The organism is Cellvibrio chitinivorans (assembly GCF_035117775.1).
Classification (GTDB): domain Bacteria; phylum Pseudomonadota; class Gammaproteobacteria; order Pseudomonadales; family Cellvibrionaceae; genus Cellvibrio; species Cellvibrio chitinivorans.
The window spans coordinates 72,304-97,059 of the sequence record NZ_JAYKKN010000008.1; the positions used below are offsets into that span (position 1 = coordinate 72,304).

Annotated in this window: 24 protein-coding genes; 12 read left to right on the plus strand and 12 right to left on the minus strand. The window is 46.7% G+C overall.

All coding sequences use genetic code 11. The features are described 5' to 3' along the window. The first annotated feature begins 90 nt into the window (after positions 1 to 90). Together SPL68_RS16975 and SPL68_RS16980 are read left to right on the plus strand one after the other, a co-directional pair. Positions 91 to 924 carry a CvfB family protein gene (locus SPL68_RS16975; protein ID WP_323816359.1) on the plus strand — a complete coding sequence of 278 codons (834 nt, stop codon included), beginning with the start codon at positions 91 to 93 and terminating at the stop codon, positions 922 to 924. Positions 925 to 927: 3 nt separating this feature from the next. After that, a complete protein-coding gene (locus tag SPL68_RS16980; protein ID WP_323816360.1) occupies positions 928 to 1,920 on the plus strand; it encodes a Gfo/Idh/MocA family protein in 993 nt (330 codons plus the stop codon). 17 nt (positions 1,921 to 1,937) lie between these two features. Here the strand turns inward: SPL68_RS16980 and SPL68_RS16985 are convergent, their stop codons facing one another. Continuing rightward, the gene (locus tag SPL68_RS16985; protein ID WP_323816361.1) at positions 1,938 to 2,489 is read right to left on the minus strand and encodes a DUF1415 domain-containing protein; all 552 of its coding nucleotides are present in this window, start codon (positions 2,487 to 2,489) and stop codon (positions 1,938 to 1,940) included. Position 2,490: 1 nt separating this feature from the next. Then, complete coding sequence (locus SPL68_RS16990) at positions 2,491 to 2,973, minus strand: YehS family protein (protein ID WP_323816362.1); 483 nt, start codon at positions 2,971 to 2,973, stop codon at positions 2,491 to 2,493. Positions 2,974 to 3,047: 74 nt separating this feature from the next. Between SPL68_RS16990 and SPL68_RS16995 the strand changes: the two genes are divergently transcribed. From SPL68_RS16995 to SPL68_RS17015, 5 genes are all read left to right on the plus strand, one after another. Beyond that, entirely contained in the window at positions 3,048 to 3,617 is a 570-nt protein-coding gene (locus SPL68_RS16995) for a sugar O-acetyltransferase (protein ID WP_323816363.1), read from the plus strand. Between the two features lie 169 nt (positions 3,618 to 3,786). Next, entirely contained in the window at positions 3,787 to 4,044 is a 258-nt protein-coding gene (locus tag SPL68_RS17000) for an OadG family protein (protein WP_323816364.1), read from the plus strand. A gap of 15 nt (positions 4,045 to 4,059) precedes the next feature. Next, positions 4,060 to 5,859: a sodium-extruding oxaloacetate decarboxylase subunit alpha gene (oadA, locus tag SPL68_RS17005; protein WP_323816365.1), complete on the plus strand. Its 1,800-nt coding sequence runs from the start codon at positions 4,060 to 4,062 to the stop codon at positions 5,857 to 5,859. Between the two features lie 3 nt (positions 5,860 to 5,862). Further along, positions 5,863 to 7,176, plus strand: a complete 1,314-nt coding sequence (locus SPL68_RS17010) for a sodium ion-translocating decarboxylase subunit beta (protein ID WP_323816366.1) — start codon at positions 5,863 to 5,865, stop codon at positions 7,174 to 7,176. A 45-nt stretch (positions 7,177 to 7,221) separates the two neighbouring features. Beyond that, positions 7,222 to 8,112 carry an ADP-polyphosphate phosphotransferase gene (locus tag SPL68_RS17015; protein ID WP_323816367.1) on the plus strand — a complete coding sequence of 297 codons (891 nt, stop codon included), beginning with the start codon at positions 7,222 to 7,224 and terminating at the stop codon, positions 8,110 to 8,112. Here the strand turns inward: SPL68_RS17015 and SPL68_RS17020 are convergent. From SPL68_RS17020 to SPL68_RS17045, 6 genes are all read right to left on the minus strand, one after another. Further along, the gene (locus tag SPL68_RS17020) at positions 8,109 to 8,948 is read right to left on the minus strand and encodes a penicillin-binding transpeptidase domain-containing protein (protein WP_323816368.1); all 840 of its coding nucleotides are present in this window, start codon (positions 8,946 to 8,948) and stop codon (positions 8,109 to 8,111) included. The genes SPL68_RS17015 and SPL68_RS17020 overlap by 4 nt on opposite strands. 57 nt (positions 8,949 to 9,005) lie before the next feature. Next, on the minus strand, positions 9,006 to 11,309 hold the full coding sequence (locus SPL68_RS17025; RefSeq protein ID WP_323816369.1) for an ankyrin repeat domain-containing protein: 2,304 nt from the start codon (positions 11,307 to 11,309) through the stop codon (positions 9,006 to 9,008). 128 nt (positions 11,310 to 11,437) lie between these two features. Continuing rightward, on the minus strand, positions 11,438 to 12,628 hold the full coding sequence (locus tag SPL68_RS17030; protein WP_323816370.1) for a glutathionylspermidine synthase family protein: 1,191 nt from the start codon (positions 12,626 to 12,628) through the stop codon (positions 11,438 to 11,440). 3 nt (positions 12,629 to 12,631) lie between these two features. Beyond that, positions 12,632 to 13,213, minus strand: coding sequence for a DUF1190 domain-containing protein (locus tag SPL68_RS17035; protein WP_323816371.1), 582 nt, complete (start codon positions 13,211 to 13,213; stop codon positions 12,632 to 12,634). Between the two features lie 37 nt (positions 13,214 to 13,250). Continuing rightward, positions 13,251 to 13,664 carry a DUF350 domain-containing protein gene (locus tag SPL68_RS17040; protein WP_323816372.1) on the minus strand — a complete coding sequence of 138 codons (414 nt, stop codon included), beginning with the start codon at positions 13,662 to 13,664 and terminating at the stop codon, positions 13,251 to 13,253. Positions 13,665 to 13,806: 142 nt separating this feature from the next. Continuing rightward, positions 13,807 to 14,514, minus strand: a complete 708-nt coding sequence (locus tag SPL68_RS17045; protein WP_323816373.1) for a DUF6445 family protein — start codon at positions 14,512 to 14,514, stop codon at positions 13,807 to 13,809. Between the two features lie 334 nt (positions 14,515 to 14,848). On the opposite strand from SPL68_RS17045, the gene SPL68_RS17050 reads away from it, so the two are divergent. The 3 genes from SPL68_RS17050 to cysK all read left to right on the plus strand — a co-directional run bounded on the left by SPL68_RS17050 (position 14,849) and on the right by cysK (position 18,445). Then, positions 14,849 to 15,850, plus strand: a complete 1,002-nt coding sequence (locus tag SPL68_RS17050; RefSeq protein ID WP_323816374.1) for a choice-of-anchor A family protein — start codon at positions 14,849 to 14,851, stop codon at positions 15,848 to 15,850. A gap of 268 nt (positions 15,851 to 16,118) precedes the next feature. After that, complete coding sequence (locus SPL68_RS17055) at positions 16,119 to 17,429, plus strand: mechanosensitive ion channel family protein (RefSeq protein WP_323816375.1); 1,311 nt, start codon at positions 16,119 to 16,121, stop codon at positions 17,427 to 17,429. Positions 17,430 to 17,533: 104 nt separating this feature from the next. Further along, complete coding sequence (cysK, locus tag SPL68_RS17060) at positions 17,534 to 18,445, plus strand: cysteine synthase A (protein ID WP_323816376.1); 912 nt, start codon at positions 17,534 to 17,536, stop codon at positions 18,443 to 18,445. Positions 18,446 to 18,524: 79 nt separating this feature from the next. Here cysK and SPL68_RS17065 read toward each other — a convergent pair whose 3' ends face one another. Beyond that, positions 18,525 to 19,046, minus strand: a complete 522-nt coding sequence (locus tag SPL68_RS17065) for a hypothetical protein (protein ID WP_323816377.1) — start codon at positions 19,044 to 19,046, stop codon at positions 18,525 to 18,527. Positions 19,047 to 19,057: 11 nt separating this feature from the next. After that, positions 19,058 to 19,495 carry a hypothetical protein gene (locus tag SPL68_RS17070; RefSeq protein WP_323816378.1) on the minus strand — a complete coding sequence of 146 codons (438 nt, stop codon included), beginning with the start codon at positions 19,493 to 19,495 and terminating at the stop codon, positions 19,058 to 19,060. 260 nt (positions 19,496 to 19,755) lie between these two features. Between SPL68_RS17070 and SPL68_RS17075 the strand changes: the two genes are divergently transcribed. Further along, a complete protein-coding gene (locus SPL68_RS17075; RefSeq protein ID WP_323816379.1) occupies positions 19,756 to 20,445 on the plus strand; it encodes a P-loop NTPase family protein in 690 nt (229 codons plus the stop codon). A gap of 51 nt (positions 20,446 to 20,496) precedes the next feature. On the opposite strand, the gene SPL68_RS17080 is transcribed toward SPL68_RS17075, so the two are convergent. After that, entirely contained in the window at positions 20,497 to 22,050 is a 1,554-nt protein-coding gene (locus tag SPL68_RS17080) for an alpha-N-arabinofuranosidase (RefSeq protein ID WP_323816380.1), read from the minus strand. A gap of 238 nt (positions 22,051 to 22,288) precedes the next feature. Here SPL68_RS17080 and dinB point away from each other — a divergent pair, with 238 nt between their 5' ends. Then, on the plus strand, positions 22,289 to 23,410 hold the full coding sequence (gene dinB, locus SPL68_RS17085; protein WP_323816381.1) for a DNA polymerase IV: 1,122 nt from the start codon (positions 22,289 to 22,291) through the stop codon (positions 23,408 to 23,410). Between the two features lie 11 nt (positions 23,411 to 23,421). On the opposite strand, the gene SPL68_RS17090 is transcribed toward dinB, so the two are convergent. Next, the gene (locus SPL68_RS17090) at positions 23,422 to 24,735 is read right to left on the minus strand and encodes a glycosyl hydrolase (protein ID WP_323816382.1); all 1,314 of its coding nucleotides are present in this window, start codon (positions 24,733 to 24,735) and stop codon (positions 23,422 to 23,424) included. Positions 24,736 to 24,756 lie beyond the last annotated feature (21 nt).

A 24,756-nucleotide genomic window follows, 5' to 3' on the forward strand; every position in this document is an offset into this window, starting at 1 on the left:
GGATTTACTGGCCTGCAACTACGCTTGCGCATAAACTATGCAACATTCACCTCTAACAGCATTCGCGCAGCACAAATCACAGGTTTCCCCATGTTACAAATCGGCAAACAAAATCGCTTAACGATTGTTAAACACACCGACTTCGGCATTTTTCTCGATGGTGGCAAGTTTGGCAACATCTTATTACCCAAACGTTATGTCACCGACGAGATGAAAATCGGCGGAATTCTCGATGTATTTATTTATCTGGATTCCGACGACTGCATTATCGCCACCACACTCACCCCCAAAGCCATGGTCGGTGAATGTGCATTTCTCGAAGTAAAAGAAGTCAACAACGTAGGTGCATTTCTCGATTGGGGCCTACCAAAAGATTTATTGGTTCCCTACGGCGAACAACTCAAACCTATGGAAGCCGGCCGCTCTTACGTCGTCTGCATTTATTTGGATGAATACACCGGCCGCATTACTGCCTCATCGCGTTTAAGTCGCCACTTGGAAGAACGCGCCAGCGGTTTACGCGCGCAGCAAGCGGTGGATTTATTGATTTGCGGCCGCAGTGATATGGGCTATAAAGCGGTGATTAATCACACGCATTTAGGCTTGGTGTTTCGCGATGAAGCTTTCCGTACCCTACTTTACGGCGAGAAAGTAAAAGGCTATATCAAAAGCATCCGCCCCGATCGCAAAATCGATTTAAGTTTGCAAGCACAATCGCGCGATCGCAAAGATGATTTAGCGGAAAAAATTCTCGCCGATTTAGAGCGCCGCGGCGGAGCATCTTATCTCACCGATAAAAGCGAGCCAGAAGAAATTTACAAAGCATTTAACGTCAGCAAAGGCAATTACAAGAATGCGCTTAGCCTGCTTTACAAGCAACGTAAAATTTTAATCACTGCAGAAAAAATTACGCTGGTGAAATAAGCAATGGCGACAGAAAAAATAATTCGCTGGGGCATTATCGGCGTTGGCGATGTATGCGAAGTAAAAAGTGGCCCCGGATTTTATAAAGCACCCAACTCGCAGCTAGTTGCGGTAATGCGCCGCAATGGCGAAAAAGCTAAAGACTACGCAGCGCGCCACAATGTCAACCTATGGTATGACAATGCTGATGCACTGCTCGCCAACCCGGATATAGATGCGATTTATATCGCAACACCGCCAGCACAGCACAAAGATTATGCGATTGCAGCACTGAATGCAGGCAAGCATGTTTACATTGAAAAACCGGTCACGCTCAACGCTGCCGAATGCGATGCGATTATCGCCGCTGAAAAAGCCAGCAGCAAAAAAGTCAGCGTCGCACATTATCGCCGTTACGTGCCCTGTTTTATGAAAATGGCAGAGTTGATTCGCGCTGGCGCCATTGGTGATCTACTCATGGTGCAAATAGATATGCTGCGCCCCGTTAAAGATGAAATCATCGCAAAAACTGAAGAAAACTGGCGGGTAAACCCGGCGCTATCGGGCGGTGGTTTATTTCACGATTTGTCACCACACCAACTCGACTTAATGATCCATTGGTTTGGCAAAGTTGTTCACGCCAATGGCTTTGGCTACAACCAACGCCAATTTAATGCTGCGGATGACTGCGTTCATGGCTGGGCAAAATTTGATAGTGGCGTTGTGCTGCAAGGCCGCTGGCACTACGCAGTTGCGCCTGCGCAGGTACGTGACTTATGCGAAGTTATCGGAACTGCTGGCAAGCTGAGCATTAACTTTTTTGGCCAGCAGGTTATTCGCCTGACCAATGCAGAGGGGGAACAGGAGATGATTATTCCCAACCCGCAGCATATTCAGCAGCCGATGATCGAGCAGGTGAATAGTTATTTTCGCGGCGAACGGGACAATCCCTGCAGCGTGAGCGAAGCTAAAAAGGTTATGGAGCTAATCGACTGTTTTAGCAGGCCACTCGATTGAGTGGCCTGCTAAAACGCTTATCTAAATAAATAGGGAAATAATTTTTGTTTTTCTTCCGCAGTTAAACTTTCCACTCGCGCCTTATTAATCTCTGGGATTTCATCCACATCCGCAAAATAGTCCAGCGCTTTTTCCAAACTGGCTTCGCGGATGATATGCAGTATGGGATAAGGCGCGCGATTGGTAAGATTTTCCGCATCATCCGGTTCAGCATCAGCAAAACAATAATCCGGATGAAAAGTAGCGAGTTGATACACGCCCACCCAGCGATTGCGTTTAAGCAATTGATCCGCCCAGTTTAGAAATTGGTTGTAATCGAAGAAATCCCGCAGGTGATGCGGAACAACAACCAAAGTAGTTTCTATTTCACTTGCGGGCTTTTGATCGAGCAATTCCATTTCTTGCTGTAAATCTTGTAGCAATGCCTCATCGTCCTGCGCGCTGCTCACAAAAAACCTAACTCGATTTTCGCGCGTAGGCTTGGAAGAAAACGGGCAGAGATTTAAACCTATCACTACCTCATTTAACCAGCGAGCCACATTGGCAATTACAGCTGCATCCGCGTTCATCTTAAGCCCCAGCAGCCCGCTCTTGTAGCAGCAACCCTAATCCCTCAATAAAATCCAAAACCAAGCTGTCATCGCAGCCTTTGAATTGTGCATGGCCGGGTTTTCTAAACAGCGCCGATAAATCCGATTTAGTTAATTCAATTGTCGCTAACTTGAGTGCATCGCGCACATCTTGCTCGTGCAAGTTAAAGGCGATGCGCAATTTTTTTAGTACATCGTTATTGGAAATTTTGTGGTGTTTCTCGATGACTTCCACTTGAGCATCAGCTTTTTTACCGCGCTGTTCATCGATTAAATTATTCAGAAAAATCGTCAAAATATAATCCGGCATAGCTTCAAAACCGGGCTGGTAATCCGTCTTGAGCAAATTAGCGACATCTTTATCGCTCAAATCAATTTCAGTAACAGCAAACAATGCTTGTATTTTTGGAGTATCTAAAAGTAAAGATTGGGTTAATTTGCGAAAAATATCGTTAGTTCTCATAGCGCTGCTCTTTGATGATGCTATCCAATTGAGGCATTCTACCGTAAATCTGCGACTCTCACGGAAATAGCCCCATGAACCCGTTTATCGAAGTTGATCCATTTGAACCTGAATTAGCCAAAAAACGTAAGCAGGCTAAGCTGCTCTGCCAACAGCTCAATGCGCTACGCGCCGATCAAACCAAAGCGCGCAAACCGATTTATCAGCAGTTATTTGGTCAGGTTTCCAGCGCTTACATCGAACCACATTTTTTTTGCGATTACGGCAGCAACATTTTTTTAGGCGAGCGTTTTTATGCCAATCACAACTGTGTGATTCTGGATTGCGCGGAAGTGCGCATTGGCGACCGGGTCATGTTTGGGCCGAACGTACAAATTTATGCAACCACTCACCCACTCGATCCAGTTGAGCGTGCGACCGGCAAAGAGTTTTGTGCAGCAGTGATTATTGGCGATGATGTCTGGATTGGCGGCGGCGCGATTATTTTGGCAGGTGTCACTATTGGCAATGGCGCAGTGATAGGTGCAGGCAGTCTCGTCACCAAAGATATACCCGCAGGCGTGGTAGCCGTAGGAAACCCCTGCAAAATAATCAAATCCGCTCTTGCCGATACCGATATTCGTACCGATAAATCGAGCGAATAAACCGCTTTTCCCCTGCTCATCAGCCTCGCCAGCGATCTTTTTGCTTGCCCTTAAGGGCTATTTTTTTTAATGTATCGCTCTTTTTTATGCATTTTTATGCACTTTCAAGTGATATACAGCACCATTTATCTATAACAAATCGCTGCATTTACACAGAGGTTAACCAGTTATGCAATCAACGTTATTTGAGCAGGCGCTCGATTTGTTGGTGTTCGGCATGGGCACTGTATTTATATTTTTGGCAATTCTGGTCGTTGCGATCAATTTAATGTCGCGCTTTGTAAGCACTTTTTTTCCCGAAGCGATTGCGGTCGAACCTATGCATCAGCCTAAATCGACTAACGATAAGGCAGATATAGATAGCACCACCCTCGCCGCAATTCAGGCTGCAATTCATCAACATCGCGAAAAACATCCGCGCGCTTAATTCAGGAGTTTAACAATGGCTAATAATAATCCGCTCGGAATTACCGATGTCGTGTTGCGCGATGCGCACCAATCCCTCTTTGCTACGCGCATGCGCCTTGATGACATGCTACCGATTGCAGAAAAGCTCGATAGCGTTGGCTTTTGGTCGCTTGAATCCTGGGGCGGCGCCACCTTTGATGCCTGCATCCGTTATTTGGGGGAAGACCCTTGGGATCGCATTCGTGAACTGAAAAAAGCCATGCCCAAAACGCCACAGCAAATGCTGTTGCGCGGCCAAAATTTGTTGGGCTATCGCCATTATGCAGATGATGTAGTTGAAGCCTTTGTTGAGCGCGCGGCCAATAGCGGCGTGGATGTATTCCGCGTGTTTGATGCCATGAACGATATGCGCAATATCGAAATCGCGATGACCGCAGTAAAACGCAACGGCAAGCACGCGCAGGGCACCCTCTCTTATACCACCAGCCCTGTGCACACACTGGATGGCTGGATTTCACTTGCCAAACAAATTGAAGATATGGGCGCGGACTCCATTTGTATTAAAGATATGGCCGGCCTGCTCAAACCCTACGACGGCTTCAAACTCGTTAAACGCTTAAAAGAAGAATGTGAAATCCCGATTCACATGCAATGTCATGCCACTACCGGCTTGGCACACGCGACCATTTTAAAATGCGTGGAAGCAGGCATTGATAATGTGGACACTGCGATTTCTTCCATGTCTATGACCTACGGCCACAGCCCAACCGAAACGCTGGTCGCCACACTGGAAGGCACTAATCGCGATACTGGATTGAATCTGATTTTGCTCGAAGAAATCGCCGCTTACTTCCGCGCTGTGCGCAAAAAATATGCGAAATTTGAAGGCTCATTGTTGGGAGTTGATGGTCGCATTTTGATTGCGCAGGTTCCCGGCGGCATGCTGACTAATATGGAAAGCCAATTGCGCGAGCAAGGCGCGAGCGATCGCTTTGATGAAGTGCTACAGGAAATTCCGCGCGTGCGCGAAGACTTAGGCTTTATTCCGTTGGTAACGCCAACATCGCAAATTGTCGGCACCCAATCCGTACTTAACGTATTAAGCGGTGAGCGCTACAAAAATATCTCCAAAGAAACTGCGGGCGTGTTGCGCGGCGAATATGGCGCAACTCCAGCACCGATCAACGCTGAGCTGCAAGCAAAAGTTTTGCAAAACGGTGAGCAGGCGATCACCTGCCGCCCTGCCGATAATATCGCTCCGGAATTGGAACAATTGCGCGCGGATTTGGAAAAAGAAGCCGCACTGCGCAATATCACTCTGCGCATTAACGAACAAGAATTGGATGACGTACTCACCTACGCACTCTTCCCGCAAATTGGCTTGCGCTTTTTGGAGAACCGCAACAATCCAACCGCGTTTGAACCAGCACCTACAGGTAAAGAAAGCACAGTAGTTACCAGCGCTGCCGGCGAAGAAATTTATAGCGTTGAAGTCGATGGTAAAAAATTCACCGTCACCGTCAGTAATGGCGGCGATATTACCGGCATCAAACCCTTACAAGCGGCGACCAGCACTGCGGCCGCAACCAAACCCGTTTCTACTGCACAAGCGCGCAATTTGCCTGCGCCACTTGCGGGCAACATCATCAAAGTATTTGTGAATGTGGGCGATGAAGTAAAAGAAGGCGATGTGATTATGCTGCTTGAAGCCATGAAAATGGAAACGCAAATCAGCGCGCCCTGCACCGGCACCATCAGCAGCATCGACGTTAAAACTGGCGATGCAGTTGCGGTTGGTAAAACGCTGCTTGCAATCGCGCCTGCAGGAGAATAACTGATGGATACATTGCTCAACCTCTGGCATTCCACCGGTATTTATCACATTCAATCCGGTCAGATGATTATGCTCGGCATCTGCCTGGGCTTACTTTTTCTTGCTATTCGCAAAGGCTTTGAGCCACTGCTGCTGGTTCCCATCGGTTTTGGTGGATTGCTTGCCAACTTGCCTGCCGCTGGCTTGGCTTTTTCCGCCATAGAACAAGCGCTGCAAAATGGCACACCGGAAATCGGGGCAATGCTGGCGCAATTAGCCGGATTAAATGCAACCGATCCTGATGCATTAATTTACAAAACCCTTGCCGAAGGCAATCCGCAAACTTATCAAGCGGCGATTCATATGGCGCAGGTAGCCGGTTATAACGACGGCATGCTCTACACTTTTTATAAAGTGGCCATCGCCAGCGGGATTGCTCCCTTGCTTATTTTTATCGGCGTGGGCGCCATGACTGACTTTGGCCCACTGCTCGCAAATCCCAAAACATTGCTACTCGGTGCGGCAGCGCAATTCGGTATTTTCGCAACTGTGTTAGGTGCAATCGGATTGAGTTATTTCGGGATGGATTTTTCCATCGCAGATGCTGCCGCAATCGGAATTATCGGCGGCGCCGATGGCCCAACGGCAATTTATGTTGCGAGCAAATTAGCACCCGATTTACTCGGCGCAATTGCCGTTGCCGCCTACAGCTATATGGCGCTGGTGCCACTCATCCAACCACCAATTATGCGTTTACTCACCACGCAAGCGGAACGCGGAATTGTGATGCAGCAATTGCGCACAGTTAGCAAGCGCGAAAAAATTATTTTCCCGATTGTGATGCTCGCGCTGGTAGGCTTAATTCTGCCTGATGCGACACCTTTGCTCGGTGCATTTTGCCTAGGCAATTTAATGCGCGAATGCGGCGTGGTGGATCGTTTATCCGATACGGCACAAAATGCGTTGATCAATATCACCACTATTTTCCTAGGTTTATCTGTCGGCTCCAAACTTGCGGCGGACAAATTTCTCGATCCAAAAACCCTCGGCATTCTCGCACTGGGCATAGTCGCCTTTGGTATTGGTACTGCAGCGGGCGTACTTATGGCCAAACTGATGAATGTATTCAGCAAACACAAAGTGAATCCATTAATCGGTTCTGCCGGTGTATCCGCTGTACCTATGGCTGCACGCGTGTCCAACAAACTGGGCTTGCAAGCCAATCCGCAAAACTATTTGTTGATGCATGCAATGGGTCCCAACGTTGCCGGTGTGATCGGCTCAGCCATTGCAGCAGGTGTGATGATTACGATTGTGTCCAACCTTCCAGCGAGCTAAATGCTCGCTGGTTAATTCATCTGAACGAAGAAGGAGTTGTCGATCATGAATATTCAGCCCGAATTTAAGCTCACAGATTTCCTTGTTCCCGCCAAAGCAAAACTTGATTTACACCAACACCCAACCAGCATAGCCCCACTCTACCAGTCAAAACGCGATTACAAAAAACAGCTGGATACCAGCATCAAAAGCCTGCAAAAACTGCAGGAAACACTCTACGCCCATAACCGCTATTCACTACTTATTATTTTTCAGGCGATGGATGCAGCGGGAAAAGACGGTGCAATTCGCCACGTGATGTCAGGCATTAATCCGCAGGGGTGTCAGGTTCATAGTTTTAAACATCCCAGCGCGACCGAACTGGAACACGACTTTCTCTGGCGCAGCTACTGTGCACTACCCGAGCGCGGCCAAATCGGCATTTTTAATCGCTCTTACTACGAAGAAGTATTAATTGTAAAAGTGCAGCCAGAGTTATTAACTGCACAAAATCTCCCCTACAAACGCCTCCACTCCAATAGTTTCTGGCGCGAACGCTACCGTTCAATTGTTGATTCAGAAGCGCACTTAACGCGCAACGGCACCCGCATCATTAAATTCTTTTTGCATATATCCAAAGAAGAGCAGTGCCAACGCTTTATTGATCGCATCAACGAGCCGGATAAACACTGGAAGTTTTCCAATGCCGAAATAGCACAGCGCCAACATTGGAGTGCCTATATGGACGCCTATAGCCAATGTTTGAATAACACCAGCACTACCGATGCGCCTTGGTATGTGATTCCCGCAGACGACAAGAAAAATGCACGCCTGATTATTTCTACCATCATTAATCAAACCCTGAATGATCTGGATTTAACCTATCCGGAAGTCACTGACGTGCGCAGAAGAGAATTGGAAGGAATTCGCGAACAACTGGAGCGGGGCGATATTTAATTCGCCCACAACTCCAAATTTGTTAGCAATTTTAATGAGAAATCGCGGCGAAAACTTTTGATCGCAGTAAAGCTTTCCGCCTCAACATAGATTGCAAACGCAGCAACAGGTTTAGCATTCTGGTTTTTGACATAACCGACATACCAACCCTCAAACGCGCCATCGAAATTGCTTGAATCGATTGGACCTGCCCCAGTTTTGGCATAAAGCGATAAATTATCTTTTGTTTCCTGCAGTGCAATTTGCTCAAATGCAGCAAAATTAACCGCACTCACCCCGCAACGATCTTTCAATAAACAAACAACAAAATTCACCTGCTCTTTCGGTGAAACTTTCAGCTGACCATCCAACCAAAAAGTATCACTAGGTGGCGCAAAATTTTGGTTGCCATAGTTAAATTGAGACAACCACTTTTTATATTGCTCTGGCGATATACGCGGCACCAGTTCTTGGTAATACCAAGCCGCTGAATGCTTAAATGCAGATGCCAGCGTTTGATCTTGCTTCCAGGTTGCAGGCCAAAAATCTTTTGCAGGGCGTTTTTGCGAATCCCACACAATTTTTTCATCAACAGATTTTGCCGCACCGGTTTCCAGTGCAATCAACGTATGGGGGATTTTAAAACTGGAGAAAGGCGTATGCCGCTCATCCAATCCTGTTTTATTAATCACATGGCATGCGTGAGTTTTTAAATTCACCGCCAAAAACGTGACTTTATTAGTGCCCATTTCAGCAGTATAGGGAACAGTATCGATTTCACTGCTGGTTTTACATATATCAGCAAATGCCAACATTGGCAAAAACACAAGAAACCCAATAAGTAATTGCGCATTCATTCAAAACCCCCTAGCCATTTATTTTTAAATTCAAATGATAAAACCCATTAGAAATTTTTATAGCGCATCATTCGTATAATTTTTTTTGCAAATTTCATCGCCCCATTTAATTGGAAGCCCTAAACGCTCCTCAGGCAAGTACACATCAAATTTTTGATCACCCACAAGATAGGAGTTTTTCCTTTCTTTAAGATGCATAGGGAATACAGCAACGAAGGAACCGACTTCCTTTATGTTTCCTCCAATCCTACGTGAGCCAGTAAAGTTGGATAAGTCCAGATTAATACCTGATGGATACATAAAGCACACGCGCCGATCCCAAGAAGATGGGCCACACTCAGTCAGCATCACGATCTCTCCCCCCTTAAATCGGCAAGCTTTCGATGAAGTTTCAACCACCTCAAGTAACTTATTTTTTCTAGCTTCACTTGGAGCACTCACATATGAAGACAAATAATTGTGAATACGGCTACTCCTACAATAGGTTTCTCCGTTGTAATAGGTTCTGCCTTTCAGGTCACAGAGCATTCCGTAGTTAAACCATGCATTGGCAACCATTTTTTTGTCAGTTCCGTTATCGATAAGCTTTTTCATGGCCTCCAATGCAATTTCATTTTTATCCATTTTCATTGCAATTAGCCCTAAATTTGAAAGAGCTCGTTCATTATTTGGTTGCAACTGCAAAGCCTTCTGAGTCAGCGAATACGCCTCATCCAGATTTTTTTTGCTATAGGATTTTTCAGCGCCAGCGTTGTAGTTCAACACCAATTTTTTCATCTCTTCCGCAGAAGGCAGGGATAAAAGTTTTTCTAATGCGAGAATCTCACCAATGGGAATATTTTTATTAGGCTCTTCTGCGTCGGTAGCTGTGTATTTACGCATCCAGTCAATTGGGTAGCCGCCAGTCTTTTCAGATGTAGCTACGATTGGATCAGCGCCTTTTTCAATCAACAACTTAATCACTTCTGGAGAGGCATAACGCGCAGCATAGTGAAGAGCGCGCATACCGGATTTTGAAAGTGTGTAATTACAATTATCATTCGGAATGTTCGTGGAAAGGTTAGGATCAGCTTTTTTACTTAGTAAAATAGAAACACTTTCTAATTGATTTTCCTGCACAGCATACATCAAAGGTGTTTTTCCAAATTCGTTTTGCTGATTAGGGTCAAGTCCTTGATCCAACAGATACTGCAATGCTTCGGGATAGGTTACCGCTGCAGCCAAAAGTGAATCACTAGCGACTCCATAACTTTCAACCCTATCAATCAGCCTTACATCGGTTGAGATAGATTTAATGATTGAAATATCCCCTTTCTCTAACAAGACCTTCAGAATCTTTTCCCTTTCTTCGTGGCGGGGAGAAAATGCAGGAGAAATAACACGCGCAACAATACCTTTTACAACCGAATTAGCCATTTGCTCTGCACGCTCATCACTCAAACCATATAACTTTTCATAAAGACTTTTAATATTTGGAATTGCACTTTCCATATAGCTATTGAAATTTGTGTAGCTATTAAATTGATGTACCCCCTGTAAAGACCATTTATCTAAATAAGTAAATGAGTTTTTAATAGCACTTCCATTTTGGTCAATTACCCAGGGACGATAGCTAGCCGAACCAACTAATTGCTTTAATAAGCCTATTCTCCTACTGCCTGATCTCAAAGAGCCACAATTACCATACGACCCTATAATTGGCATTAATGAAAGCTCCAACTCTTTGAGGATATCTCTCAACTGAGCCGCGTTCATCACTGCAGAATATTGAGCCTCTGTCGGTGCCAAACTTATTTCGCATGACTTTTTCCAAGTTGCATCTGACTGCAATTGATTGACTTCAATTGAATCGCGAATGCTAATTAAATAGTAGCTCCCCTCTTTCGCCTTGATAAACAATGTATTGCCCGCAGCGGTTTCAGCAGGCATCTGCTCGAGCAGACTGCTATCAAATTCATGAACATATCTCTTGCTCTGATCTATGGGGGCTTCCGAAACTATTACTTGCTCTCCTTCGCACCCACCACCACATCCATTTTGGAGCGCCATTTTGATATACACAGGTTTATTATCAATCAATACATGATCAGGGTTGCTTGAGCTATAAGCACCGGCGATTAACACCTCATCATCTTTTGCGTGATAGTTCGAACTAACGTTATTTTCAAAAAATGCCAACTTGGCATTCTCAAGAACCTCCTGACAAACAGGAGAGTTATTTTCAATCAATTCCGGTTTAAACCAAGCTTTCTCTGGAAATACAAGCTGCAACTCTTCTGCAGTAGCGTTAACGCATACAATAAAAGCAATTAACGTTGCCCTAACCATTGCGCGCATAAAAGTTATTCCATATGACGTCATGTCTATTTCCTTCTGGAAGATTTATCGGCGCCAGACAACTTTATTTGGCGCAAACTCTTAAAAAGTTAAACATAAAAAAACGCCAATCGTTTTAGATTGGCGCCGCTATGAATCTCAACAACTCCACATCAATCCAAAATAATATGCGGCAAGAAACGCGATGTATCTTTGGTGATTAGTGATTCGTCTTCACGGATACAAATTCCCGCAGCACTATCGCCTACTACCCAGCTGCCGAGCATGGCGTAGGTGCCGGCGTTGCGATATTCGTCGCGAAATTTTGGCAATGCGTGGAAAGCTTGGCGGATGTAGCGACCATCACTGTAGGGGCCTGCGGCGGAGATTTTTTCACCGCTTGCGGTTACCAAATCCACATTAGCGCCTTCGCGGGAAAATAAAGGTTTGCGCACCCAACCGGCACTCATTGGCTCACTTGATGGTGTTTCAAAAAAGGCGGGCAATAGATTGGGGTGATTGGGGTAACGTTGCCATAGCAAAGGAAGGATGCCTTTGTTTGATAGCAGCATTTTCCAAGCAGGTTCGACCATTTGCGTGTTGGCGGCAGTGATGGCGCGAGCGAAATCTTCCTGCACCATAAATTCCCACGGATAGAGTTTGAATAGCCCCTTGATGGGCTGATCATCCAAATCTACAAACTGTTCGTTATCGCCGTTCGAGTCAGCAATCACGCCTATATCTTCCAGCGCGATATAGCGCACATCCATTTCTGCTTGCGCGGCCATGTCCATTAAATAATTTACCGTGCCGCGATCTTCGGCATTGTCGCGCACGCTGGTGAAATAAAACGGCTGCGGCAAATTTAAGTGCGCAAAAGCTTGTTCGATTTTGTCGTGTAGCGAATTAAATTGATCGGCATGTTCCGACAATACGCCGTTTTTGATTTGATCTTCCAACCAGACCCATTGGAAGAATCCGGTTTCAAAGAGCGATGTGGGTGTGTCGTAATTTAATTCGAGTAATTTTGCGGGACCGGTGCCGTTGTAGACTAAATCCATACGGCCATATAAATGTGGCTCGCCTTTGTTCCAGGAGTTCCACACGTAACTCCAGTAATCGCGCGGAATATTCAGCAGCGTGAGCATTTCTTCGCTGCGGGTGATGTCGCCTACCATGTCCATCACCATCTGGTGCAGCTCTTCCGTGGGCGCTTCCAGATCATTTTCAATTTGTTGCAAACTGAATTGGTAATAGGCGGTTTCATCCCAGTAGGGTTCGCCGTCAAAGGTGTGAAAATTAAATCCAACTTCCTCGGCGTAAGCGCGCCAATTGGCGCGCTCGGCAACACTGATGCGTTTCATGCATTAACCACCAAAACTATTGCGTGTAGCGGCTTGTTGGCCAAACCCACCGCGACGAACAACCTGCCCCATTTGCGGCTGCACTTGCGAAGGTTTCAAAGTAATAGGACCTATTCCGCCAGCGACAGGTTTATTAGTTGCCGTGCGGAAAGTGGCGCGATCATCGCGCGATTTATACAGCGGTTGCGTCGGCACTTTGGTTCCACCAGCAGCGCCTGCTGCAGCTGGCTGCTGTAAATTAGCGCCGCCGCGATTCATCATTTGCCCAGCGAGAAAGCCCATCATCATCGGCATAAATACACTGCCGCCCGATGTGGTTTGCTGCGGTGCAGTTTCACATTGGCCAGCGCCGAAATCGGCTTCACATTCTTGCTTGTTTAAATATTTTGGCGCGACCTGCGGATGCATCGCCTGAGCAGCGGCAAAATCAGCTTCACACTGCGCGGCGGTATTTAATGCAGCAGCGCTACATTCGCTTGGGTCGCTAAATACCATTGCCTGCTCACGGTTTTCACCACAGCCGGCGAGAATCAGCGTCGCCACAGGAACCATTAATACCAATGCGGCTTTTTTACTGCGTTTCATAATTTATTCCTGCAAAAAAATTAATAACTTATAAAAATTAATAACTCATAGATGCGGCGTTAATCAGGCCTACCGCAATCGCACAAGCACCCGCAAATGCACCTGTTGCCACTTCACCCTTGGTGATGCGCTCGGGCAGCTGCTTGATAGAAATGCGCAGCACGACAAATGTCAGCACCTGAACAATTAACGCTACCGCGCCCCATACTGCGCAATCCAACAGCGATTGCGAATGCGTAATCGCGCTGGACAGCGGCAGCGCAAAACCAATCAGCGCACCGCCAAATGCCAAAGACGCAGCCGAATTGTTCGCGCGAATAAGCGCAAGCTCATCTTGCGGAGTTATCCAGGTATAGATACGCACAAAAATCAGCACCAGCACAATTGCGACTGCAAAATAAGCGAGAAAAGAAGGAATTCCGTTGAGCGACGAAAGAGTTGTTGCGAGCATTTTTATTTCCTATCAAAAAAATTAACGAGGCATTGATTCAAGTAAAAACTGGCGCGATTCTGACATAAATCCACTAGCGCCTCTATCGCGATTACAAAGCTTGGCATTGCAGAAAAATTTTTATAGTTGCTGCGACTTTTGATCAGTTATCAGGCATATAAATAAAGGTATTCAAGGTCAGACGACCTGTGCGGGGACTGGGATCAAAATTGAAATCCGGCGCTATATTGCCCGAATGCAAACTGGTGCTGCGATAGATTACCAGCCGATTAAAACGCGCCTCATAACTCGCGATCTGCTCAAAAAAAGCGTTGGAGCCATTCATATAGCTGCGCGAAAAATCCGGCTCCTGCACCGTGACCGATTCGCGATACTGCGCCTTGCGCCCGGCATCGACATATTCAAAACCGGTTTCCCTATGCCGATAGAGTGAGGTGCCGCCATGATGTGGCTGACACAGGTAGTGAACCGAAGCCAAGTCGCCCATATTGGCCGAATCGCAATGCGGTGCACATTGAAGCGGGCTTAGCTGATCTGGCGCTGTGGTCACCATCGAATAAACCGAACGCATTTTGCGCAGCGGCTGGGGAGTTAACTGAAAGGTCTTATATATCAGCGCGCCCAAATGCTTACTGAGCGTATCCATATACAACGCCGGCCCAGCGCCGCGCATACCCGGATAAAACCCCCGCTCCTCATTTAGCTGTGCGGCCTGACAGCAGTAATCCACCAGCGACTCTGCGTTGGCGATGAAATTATCGACCACCAGTACCGGCTGGCGCTCATTTCCAACCAGATCGACGCGATAGGTAAACTCTGGGTGCAAAGGGGGGATTGAAGGGTGAGACATATGCGGTTTCCGATAGATTTTATTAGTAGTAGCGGAATTGGGGGGAGCTAAACAGCATCAGGCCGCATCATAGCCCATCCAATCGCGGGTGCCACATCAAATAGCCTCTCCAAACAGCTATCTCAAACAGCCACCTCAAACAGGAACATCAAACCGCATCGCCCCAGACGATAAAGTCCAATTGCTTATAAGAAAAAGCAAACAATAGAGCGAAATCCCCATCTATATATTCCCCATTCGTCTATATGAAAATATTTTTATTTCGTTACCTTGAGATTGCACATATTTCAACCTAGACTGCACACATACCAATTTTGTGAACCGGTTAACATTTATGTTGAGACATGCCTCCGCTGTTTTTGCCCTGATTGCCTCTGCGCAAGCGGGTGCTATCAGTATCGATTTAGGCCCCGCCAGTGATTACAACCTCTTTATTAAGGGGAATTTCACTCAGCCGGGCGCCGACTCGCAAGGCAAGATCGCGATTGGCGGCAACGCCAATATCGGCCAGTACGATGTAGGTGTGAACTACGAGCCGGGCACCCATCGCGATGGCATCCAGTTTTGGACGCAACCCGGTCAATACGAGGATGTACTCGTAGTCGGCGGCGACCTCACCACAACCCAATGGGCATGGGGCAACATCAAAGGCAACTTGATACTAGGCGGTGAGTTGACTGCCGGTTCGAGCGCCAACGCCGTAAAAGGCACCACAACTAAAGGCACCCCCATTGATTTTGAAAGTGCTTTCGAACAATTCACCGCGCTTTCACAGGAACTGGCCACCCACGAAAATACCGGTGGATTGGAATTCAAATACAACAACTGGTTGATTCTGGATGGTACTGCCGACAGCAATGTTTACTTCGCCAATATTACCGGTGAGATGCTTGCCAGCGCGACCGATATGACCGCGGCAGGATTGGATCAGGACGACACCCTGATCATTAATGTCAGTGGCAAAAACATCAATTTTGATTCGCTCAATTACGGGCAACGTGAAAATTTCAGTGCACTGGATATGTCGCCCAGCAATATTCTGTACAACTTCTTTGAGGCAGAAACCATCACCTTTAGCGGCGGTATAAAGGGCAACTTTCTCGCTCCCAATGCTGACTTTACCTTCCTGCAAGGTGATTTGAGCGGTCAGGTAATTGCCGAGTCCTGGACTGGCGGCTGGGGCGCACAAGCAAATATGTGGGATGGCTTTTTTGTTCCCCCGGTTGATGACACACCGCCAAGCCCACCTGTTGTCAGCGTGCTTGAACCCTCTCCGCTGCTATTACTTTTGGGCGGGCTCTTGGCACTGATGTTAATTCGCATCAAACGCACCTGATTCTGCAGAATCTCTTCAAGACTGGCCGCGCCAGACTACTCCCTCCTATCTTTACCACTCAGTTATCTGGCTCCCGGCTCGCCCGGGAGTGCTGACCTAAACGCAGTTACCAACCATTAATCTGACAGCAGGTTTTTATCTACTGTTTGGCGTTATCATAGCCCTCCCCAGACTTGGACTAGCGTGAAGTTCAGGCGCATTATTTTAATCGCCGTGCTACTGCGCAACCTGATTGCGTGCAGATAATTATGTTTAAGGAATCAGCATTGTGAGCTTTAAAGACCTAACCCAATCGGTAATTGACACCTACACACACGGGACAACTGTGTTGCAGGAACCAAGCACCTATTATCAATTCCTGTTGATTTTGGGAATGTTTTTGTTCTCTTATTTCATTAGCGCCCGTATTCGAAAATACGTTCCACTATTTGCCAAACAAGCTGATGAAAAAGCCACGCCGCTACGCAAATTCGCCAACAAACTAGGCAGTCTGATTTTCCCTGTACTGAGCATAGTGGCAATCAGTATTGCCATACCTATTAGCCAGGAACTGTTTGGCAAATCCTGGCTGGTTCGCACCGCACTGGTTATCTCCCTGCTGTTGTTTTACAACACAGTTATTCGCGATTACATCAAAAGTGAGTTTGTTGCGTTCAGTTTTCGCTGGGTATGTTTGCCGCTATTAATTTTGCATTGGCTGGATTTACTTGACCCCATCATCGCCATTCTTGGGTCCATGCAGGTGACTCTGGGCAATATCAACATCTCTGCCTATGGCGTTATCCGTGTGATTTTGTTTGGCTCGCTTTTATTTTGGCTGGGGCGCATATCCACCAACACCGGTCGGGAATTAATTCGCCGTCAGGAAAAACTGGATTTCCGCACCAAAGAAATCTCAGCAAAACTCTTGGAAGTGGCAATTTTTATTTTATTTTTTCTGCTTCTGCTACAGGTGATGGGAATCAACCTAACCGCACTGGCAGTATTTGGCGGCGCCTTGGGCGTTGGGCTTGGTTTGGGCTTGCAAGCCATCGCATCCAACTTTATTTCCGGCATTATCATTTTGCTCGACCGCTCTATTTCAGTTGATGATTACATCGAACTTGAAGATGGCAGAACCGGCGTGGTACGCGAGCTTTCACTCAGATCGACCACCCTGGAAACCTTTGATGGCAAAGACATCATGGTGCCCAATGAAAAATTCATCACCGAAAGTTTTACCAACTGGACCCACAAAGATAAAAAACAGCGCTATCGCGTGGATTTTTCGGTTGCCTATGACACTGATATTCGCAAGCTGGTTGAAATCATCAAGCAAACCGTTGCATCGCACGAACAAGTGATTAGCGGTGATAATGTCCCCGTTGAAGAGCTGCCCGATTGCGAGATCGGCAGCTTTGGCGACTCAGGTGTAAACATGTTTGTTGAGTTCTGGATGTATGGAATTGACGATGGCAAAAATCGCGTTGGCGGCGACTTGATGCTGATGATCTATGAAGCCATGCGCGAACACGGCTTCACAATTCCATTTCCGCAGCGCGAAGTACGAATTCTTAATGAAAAGACGCAGGTTAATTAACGCATTGCCGCAAGATAACAGAGAATGTTTTTACCCGGTTTTTCGCTACACTGCATATCACTATCCACCGCTTGCATAAGCAAGCCCACAAGAGAGGGATTCATATGAAAGTCGATAATATTTTGCAAACCATTGGCAACACCCCACATGTTCGCATTAACCATTTATTCCGCAGCGACATAGAAGTCTGGATGAAAGTCGAGCGTTTTAACCCCGGCTCCAGCATTAAAGACCGTATCGCACTGGCAATGATTGAAGATGCCGAAGCCAAAGGCATTATCAACAAAGATACCGTTATTATCGAACCGACTTCCGGCAATACCGGCATCGGCCTCGCACTTGTCTGTGCGGTAAAGGGCTACCGTTTGATTTTGACTATGCCCGAATCCATGTCGGTCGAGCGTCGCAAAAACATGAAAGCCTTGGGTGCTGAATTAGTGCTCACACCAAAAGAGTTGGGTATGGGCGGTTGCATCGCCAAAGCCAACGAATTACTTGCTGAAAACCCTAACAGTTGGATGCCGCAACAATTCAACAACCCCGCCAACGTAGAAGTGCATCGCAACACCACTGCGCGCGAAATTCTCGCCGACTTCCCCGATGGCCTTGATTACCTCATCACCGGCGTAGGCACTGGTGGTCACATCAGCGGCTGCAGTGAAGTGCTGAAGCAAGCCTTTCCTAACTTTAAAACCTTTGCAGTAGAACCGGAAAAATCTCCGGTCATCAGCGGTGGCGAAAAAGGTCTGCATCGCTTACAGGGAATTGGTGCCGGTTTTATTCCGCAGGTCTTAAATAAAGAAACGCTCGACGGCACCATTCTGGTCAGCGAAGCCGATGCATTTGAAATGGCTCGTCAATGCGCACTTAAAGAAGGGATTTTTATCGGCATATCATCCGGTGCCACCCTCGCCGCTCTCGCGCAAAAACAAAATGAAATGGCTGCCGGCAGCCGCGTGATTATTTTTAGCTACGATACCGGCGAGCGTTATTTATCGATTGAAGATTTGTTTTAATCTACACACTGCAATCGCATAAAAAAGGGCGCAAATATTTGCGCCCTTTTCGTAAAACACATCAATAAAACTACTTCTACTATAGCGTCAAGACTGCAATTTCTTTCAGAGCCATTTCAATATTACTTTTAATGGCGCCTTCGGTTGCCATGCGCAAACGTGTTACACCCGCAAAGGCTTCACCCGCGCTGGTAGTATGCTCAGAGCTGATGACTTTTCGCCATACGGCATCGGCTGCACCTGCTTTGCTCAACTTCCAAGCAAGATCCGTTTTTACCGTAAAGCTAAAGCCCATTGAAGGCTGATTAACTGTCATGATTGAAGCAGACAATTCATAATCTGCATCGCCGACTTTGATCAGCTGTTTAAAGGCTTTGGTCTTTAAAATAGTTTCTTCGATTGCTGTTTTTAAATCCGCATCTGCAACATTGGATTTACCCATCGCAGAAGTTTCCTGCCCGCCCGCAACGTTTACGCTAACCGTGTAGGGCTGAGTTTTTTCCGGTACATAATTGACGGGCGCCATAGCAGCCGGCTTCGTTGGCGAGGCACAACCAGTAACCAATACCGCAGCACACAATAAAGTAATTAAACGATACATGGATTTTTCTCTCACTTATCAGTCTGTTTTTTATAAATGTTGGTGATGACCTCATCCACCATTTCTTCAGGGGACAAACGCGTCAGAGAGGTGTGCATTGAGTAACCTTTGGCGATGGGAAACTTATCCTTGGGGTCTTGAATTACAACAGTAAGTTCAATCATGTACATAGTGATATCCCACATCCATTTATCCGTGTAAGTCACTACCGCATCCACTTGAGCAGGTGTATCAGAAACCGCACCTGTGGTCGCCTGCTTGCCAACAGCTGTCAATTTTTTAGCAATCAGATCATTTACACCACGATCATCTGCATCAAGCTTTACAACATAAAAGCTGTTGATTTTACTGAGGTCTTGATCGGGGTATATCTGTGCGTCCATCTTATTTACCGCACAGCCAGACAGGAAAGAAACAAAGAGAAACGCAAACACTATACGTAAAGACATTTAAAGCTCCGTGCAATTATGTTATTAGATGAATGCCTAAAAGAAATTTCGGCGCCAAAATGCTAACATACGCGCCATAACAGAGCTACACCCCCTCACCAACAACCTCTTTGATTCCTCCTGAGCAGTTCTCCCCTACCCTCAATAAAATGGCACCTGGATGTGTAGCCGTGATAGCTAAGCCTTAGCACCATTATTGTCATGCCACATGTGCTAGAGTCCTGCTGCCCTCCTCTACAGAGATCAACAAGGAATCAACCATGAGCAATATCCATTTTATTGGTGGTGAAAAAGGCGGGGTCGGAAAATCCATGACCTCGCGACTACTGGCGCAATATTTAATCGATAAGGGCACTGCTTTTATTGGATTGGACTCCGACCAATCCCACGGGACTTTTTCGCGCTTTTACAGTGAGTTCGCATCGCCACTGATCATCGACGACTATGACAGCCTCGATCAGCTCATTTTGCTGGCACAAGAAAATCCCGATAGCGATTTAATTATCGATTTAGCCGCACAAACCTCAACGCGCTTGGGCAAATGGATTGATGAAAGTGATGCGCTTGCACTGCTGCAAGAGATTGGCTGCAAAGTCTATTTATGGCATGTGATGGATGATGGTGCTGACTCAGTACAGCTATTGAATAAATTATTGAATCGCTACCCGCAGGATTTTATTCAATTTGTGGTGGTCAGCAATTTGGGTAGAGGTGAATGTTTTGATCACTTTGAACAATCCAGCACCTACCAAAAAGCCAAAGACCGCGATGCAATTTTCCTGCGCCTCGAAAAACTGCAACCGCAATTAGCCGCGCGCATCGACTTTAGCAACACCAGTTTTTGGGCAGCTGCTAACAATGTTGAGGTGATGAATATTGTGGAGCGATCACGCGTGCGAGTGTGGTTAAAAAACAATTACTTGCAGTTCGATAAGTTAAAGCAGCAATAATAAAAAATGGGGCAAAAAAGCCCCATTTTTTATGCAGAAGTAAAACTAAAATTACTCTACCGCTACAACTACCACCGATTTTGCTGGCAAGCTCAAGGCTAATTTTCCGTTGCTCGCTTTCGCAGAATAGGCCGCAGGCTTAATCGCTTCTGGTTGCGCGAAAGTGTTGTGCGCATCCATTGCTGCTGCGGTTAATACTTGCCCGCTAACACCATTTACTTTTACACCGGCAAGATTCACATCCACAGTTTCCGCTTTATTCGGATTAGCATTCACTAAAGCCAAATAAATTTTTCCGTCTTTAGCGCGCGCCGCAGTTGCACTTACCGCAGGCACCGACAGATCACCCAGTTTGTATTCAGGTACATCTTTCAGCTCCAGCGGGAGCGAGGTTGCATCCTGAAATGGCACATACATTTTGTAGGCGTGATAGGTCGGTGTGAGCACCATTTTTTCTTTGTCGGTCAAAATCATCGCCTGCAACACGTTAACCATTTGCGCGATGTTGGTCATGTGAACGCGGTCGGCGTGCTTGTGGAAAATATTGAAGTTAAGCGCCGCAACGATTGCATCGCGCAGGCTGTTTTGCTGATACAAAAAGCCGGGGTTCTCGCCTTTTTCTACGTCGTACCATGTGCCCCACTCATCCACATAGAAACCGAGTTTTTTCTCTGGGTCATTTTTATCCATCACCTTTTTGTTAGCGGCAATAAAGCCATCGATACGCAAAGTTTGGTTGATAGTAGAAATCCATTCGGATTCAGGGAAGCCAGTCGCAGCACCTTTTACTTTCCACTCGCCAGTTGGCAGTGTGTAGTAATGGAAGCTGATGCCATCCAAACGCAGGCTCCAGTTTTGTTTTACATTGGCACTGATATGATCGGCCCATTTGGTGTCGGTATCATTGCCGCCACTTGCAATCATTTTCGGGCGATTGTTCTCCGGCGCCTTAATAAAGGTTGCATATTGGTTGTAGAGGTTGGTGTAGAACTCCGGCGTCATATTGCCACCGCAGCCCCATGCCTCATTGCCAATCGCAAAATAATCAACACGGAAAGGTTTATCGCGGCCATTTTTGCGGCGCAATTCAGCCAGAGTCGACTTGCCCTCGGCCGTCATATATTCCACCCACTCCGCCATTTCCTGCGCTGAGCCTGTGCCTAAATTGCCATTCACATAAGTCTCGGCCCCGAGCATTTCTGCCAAGTCAAAAAATTCGTGGGTACCTACAGCATTATCTTCTTCTACACCGCCCCAGTTGGTATTTACTTTTACTGGGCGCTTATTGCGCGGGCCAATGCCATCGCGCCAGTGATATTCATCAGCAAAACAACCGCCCGGCCAACGCACCAGCGGCACCTGTAACTCTTTCAGGGCGCCAACAACATCGTTGCGCCAACCTTTGGTGTTAGGAATTTTGGATTTGGGGCCAACCCAAATACCTTCATAAATGCCGCGACCTAAATGTTCGGCAAATTGGCCGTACACATTTTTGTTGATGATCGGGCCGGTTTTGGTAGCGTCCAGACTGATTTGAGTATCGGCCAATGCCGTAAAGCTGATACCCAAGCCGAGCGCGGCGATGAGCGGTTTGATGGCTCGCATAAAAATCTCCTAGTTGTTGTTATGGAGTTGTTATCAATGATTTATGGGTGTTCTTTTTGCTATAGCGGCCAGAGGATAGCCTTGGCTAGATATTATTGTCATACAAGTTAACCTAATTTTACCCGTGGTAGTCCTCGCAATGTCAGTTGTTGGCAACAGATGCTTTGGCGGGAATATCAACCAGCTGCGTCAGCTCAAATACTGTGTTTTAATACAGTATCGTTTGAGAGCCACGCCCATGCGCAAAATTATTCACTGTGATGCCGATTGCTTTTTTGCCGCGATTGAAATGCGCGACGATCCATCATTGGTCAATCGCCCGATTGCCGTGGGCGGCAGTAGTGATAGGCGCGGCGTTATATCAACTTGCAATTATGATGCGCGCCGCTTTGGTGTGCGTTCGGCCATGCCATCCAGCACCGCAAAACGCCTCTGCCCGGATTTACTGATCTTGCCTCACCGCATGGAAGCTTATCGCGAAGCATCGCAGCAAATGCGCAGTATTTTTTATGAATACACAGAGCTAGTTGAACCCTTATCGCTGGACGAAGCTTTTTTGGATGTCAGCGACTCCGGGTTTCACCAAGGCAGCGCTACACGCATCGCACAGGAAATCCGCGCACGTATTTATAAAGAGATAGGCATTACTGTCTCCGCCGGTATCGCGCCCAATAAATTTCTCGCCAAAATCGCCAGCGATTGGAATAAACCCAATGGGCAATTTGTTATCGCACCAACTCAAGTTCAAGATTTTGTTGCGCAGCTACCGGTTAAAAAAATCTACGGCGTAGGCAAGGCGATGGCAACCAAATTGGCTGAGCTGAACATTTTTACCTGCAGTGATTTGCACAAATTTTCAGTATTTGAACTCACCCAACGTTTCGGGCAAATGGGCACGCGACTGTATCACTTAAGCCGCGGCATTGATGAACGCCAAGTTACCGTTGACCGCCGCCGCAAATCATTAAGCGTGGAAAATACCTTCTCGCAAGACTTGCCCGACCTATCCCACTGTTTGCATGAATTGCCATCGCTCAGCCAACAACTGGCGATTCGTTTACGGCGAGTGGACGACGATTACAAAGTGGTAAAACTGTTTGTCAAAATCAAATTTTCCGATTTCAGTATCACCACCATTGAACGCAGCGCGAACGCGGTATCAATCGCAGAATTGCAGAGTTTGTGTGCAGAAGCTTACGAGCGAAAACACTTGCCTGCGCGTTTGCTGGGCGTAGGTGTCAGATTTATTGATTTGCGTGAAGGCAATAATTTTTTACAGCTGGAGTTATTCAATCAGGGGCGGGAATTAGCAACTCATGTACAGAACCCTTTTAGAGGTTATGTACATGAGCACAACTAAACACTACGCGTTTATTTCACGCGAGTTTCAATAGAGTAGACACCGGAAATGTCGCGATTAAATGCGGTGAAATCATCTTTATAGAACTCGCGCAAATCTTCCAAAGTTCCATTGTTGATATTTTCTTCGCGATTGGCTGGCACCCAATAATGCGGAACATTTTTACCATCCGGCCCTGGCACACCTTCAGGTGCATTGCGCCACGTGAGCAAGAAGGAAATCAAGCGCGCATCGGAATCTGCTTTTAAGCCTGCAATCAATTTTCGATACCACTGGTTATCATACTTACCTGCTTCAATATCCGGCGCGCGAATACCAATCTCAGAGATCACGGGAATTTTGTTGCGCTCATCTGCCATACGCGCAACCAAGGCGGCATTGGCAACCACATTTTTGAACCAGGCTTCGTTGTTTTCGGCTGCACCATAGGTGTCAAAACCTAATACATCTACGTAGGCATCGCCAGGGTAGCGCTCCAAATAATTCGCTTCGGCTGCATCTTCAAAATTATTGGGCGAATAGGCATATAAAAAATTGTGCACGCCTTTGGTATCGCGCAAATATTGCACAGTGTATTGATACAACTGTTGATATTGCTCTGGGGTCGATTGCTCGGCGCCCCACCAAAACCAGCTGCCCGTATTTTCGTGAAGAATACGGAAAATAACCGGAATTAATTTGCCATTATCATCTTTGAGATTGTTCGCCCAATCAGCAAGCTCATCGAGGTAGCCGTTATAAACTGCATTGCCTTCACCACCGGGTAAAGCTGCAACTACCGCCGGGGTTTTATCCCAGGAAGTACCTGTTGGCCACTCCCCTTTTTGTTTATCAGTGAGGGGATTATCAAAATGCGAACTTACAGTAATGATGCCACCGCGCGCATAGGCTTTTTTGATTTGCTCAACTACATCGCCTTCCGATTTTGGGGCGATAATTGACAGTGTGTCCCAACCGTATACCGCAGCAAAATCGCCAACGGCATTAAAGGTGTCAGACTGGGTGCCATCGGTAGTAGTAATAGTTAACCCTTGAGTCGTTTCATGTTGATGACCAAACATAATCGACTCTTTGCGCTGTTGCTGCATAAATGCAAACAGTGAGCGGGTTTCAAAGGTTGCTTGTTTATCAACGATGGTAATGTCTTCCACCGTGCTTTTTTGTTCACTAGCGGCTTCTTGTGCAACCGATTCTGTAGCCGCTGTGGATGACGCGGGAGTATTAGGTTTTGAACAGGCGGTTGTCGTCAATAAAAACGCGCAGAGCATGGATAGTAGTAACTGACTGCGTTTAGGCACAGGTAAAACTGTCATAGAAGTGATCATTATTCCCCTCTTCAAACAAAT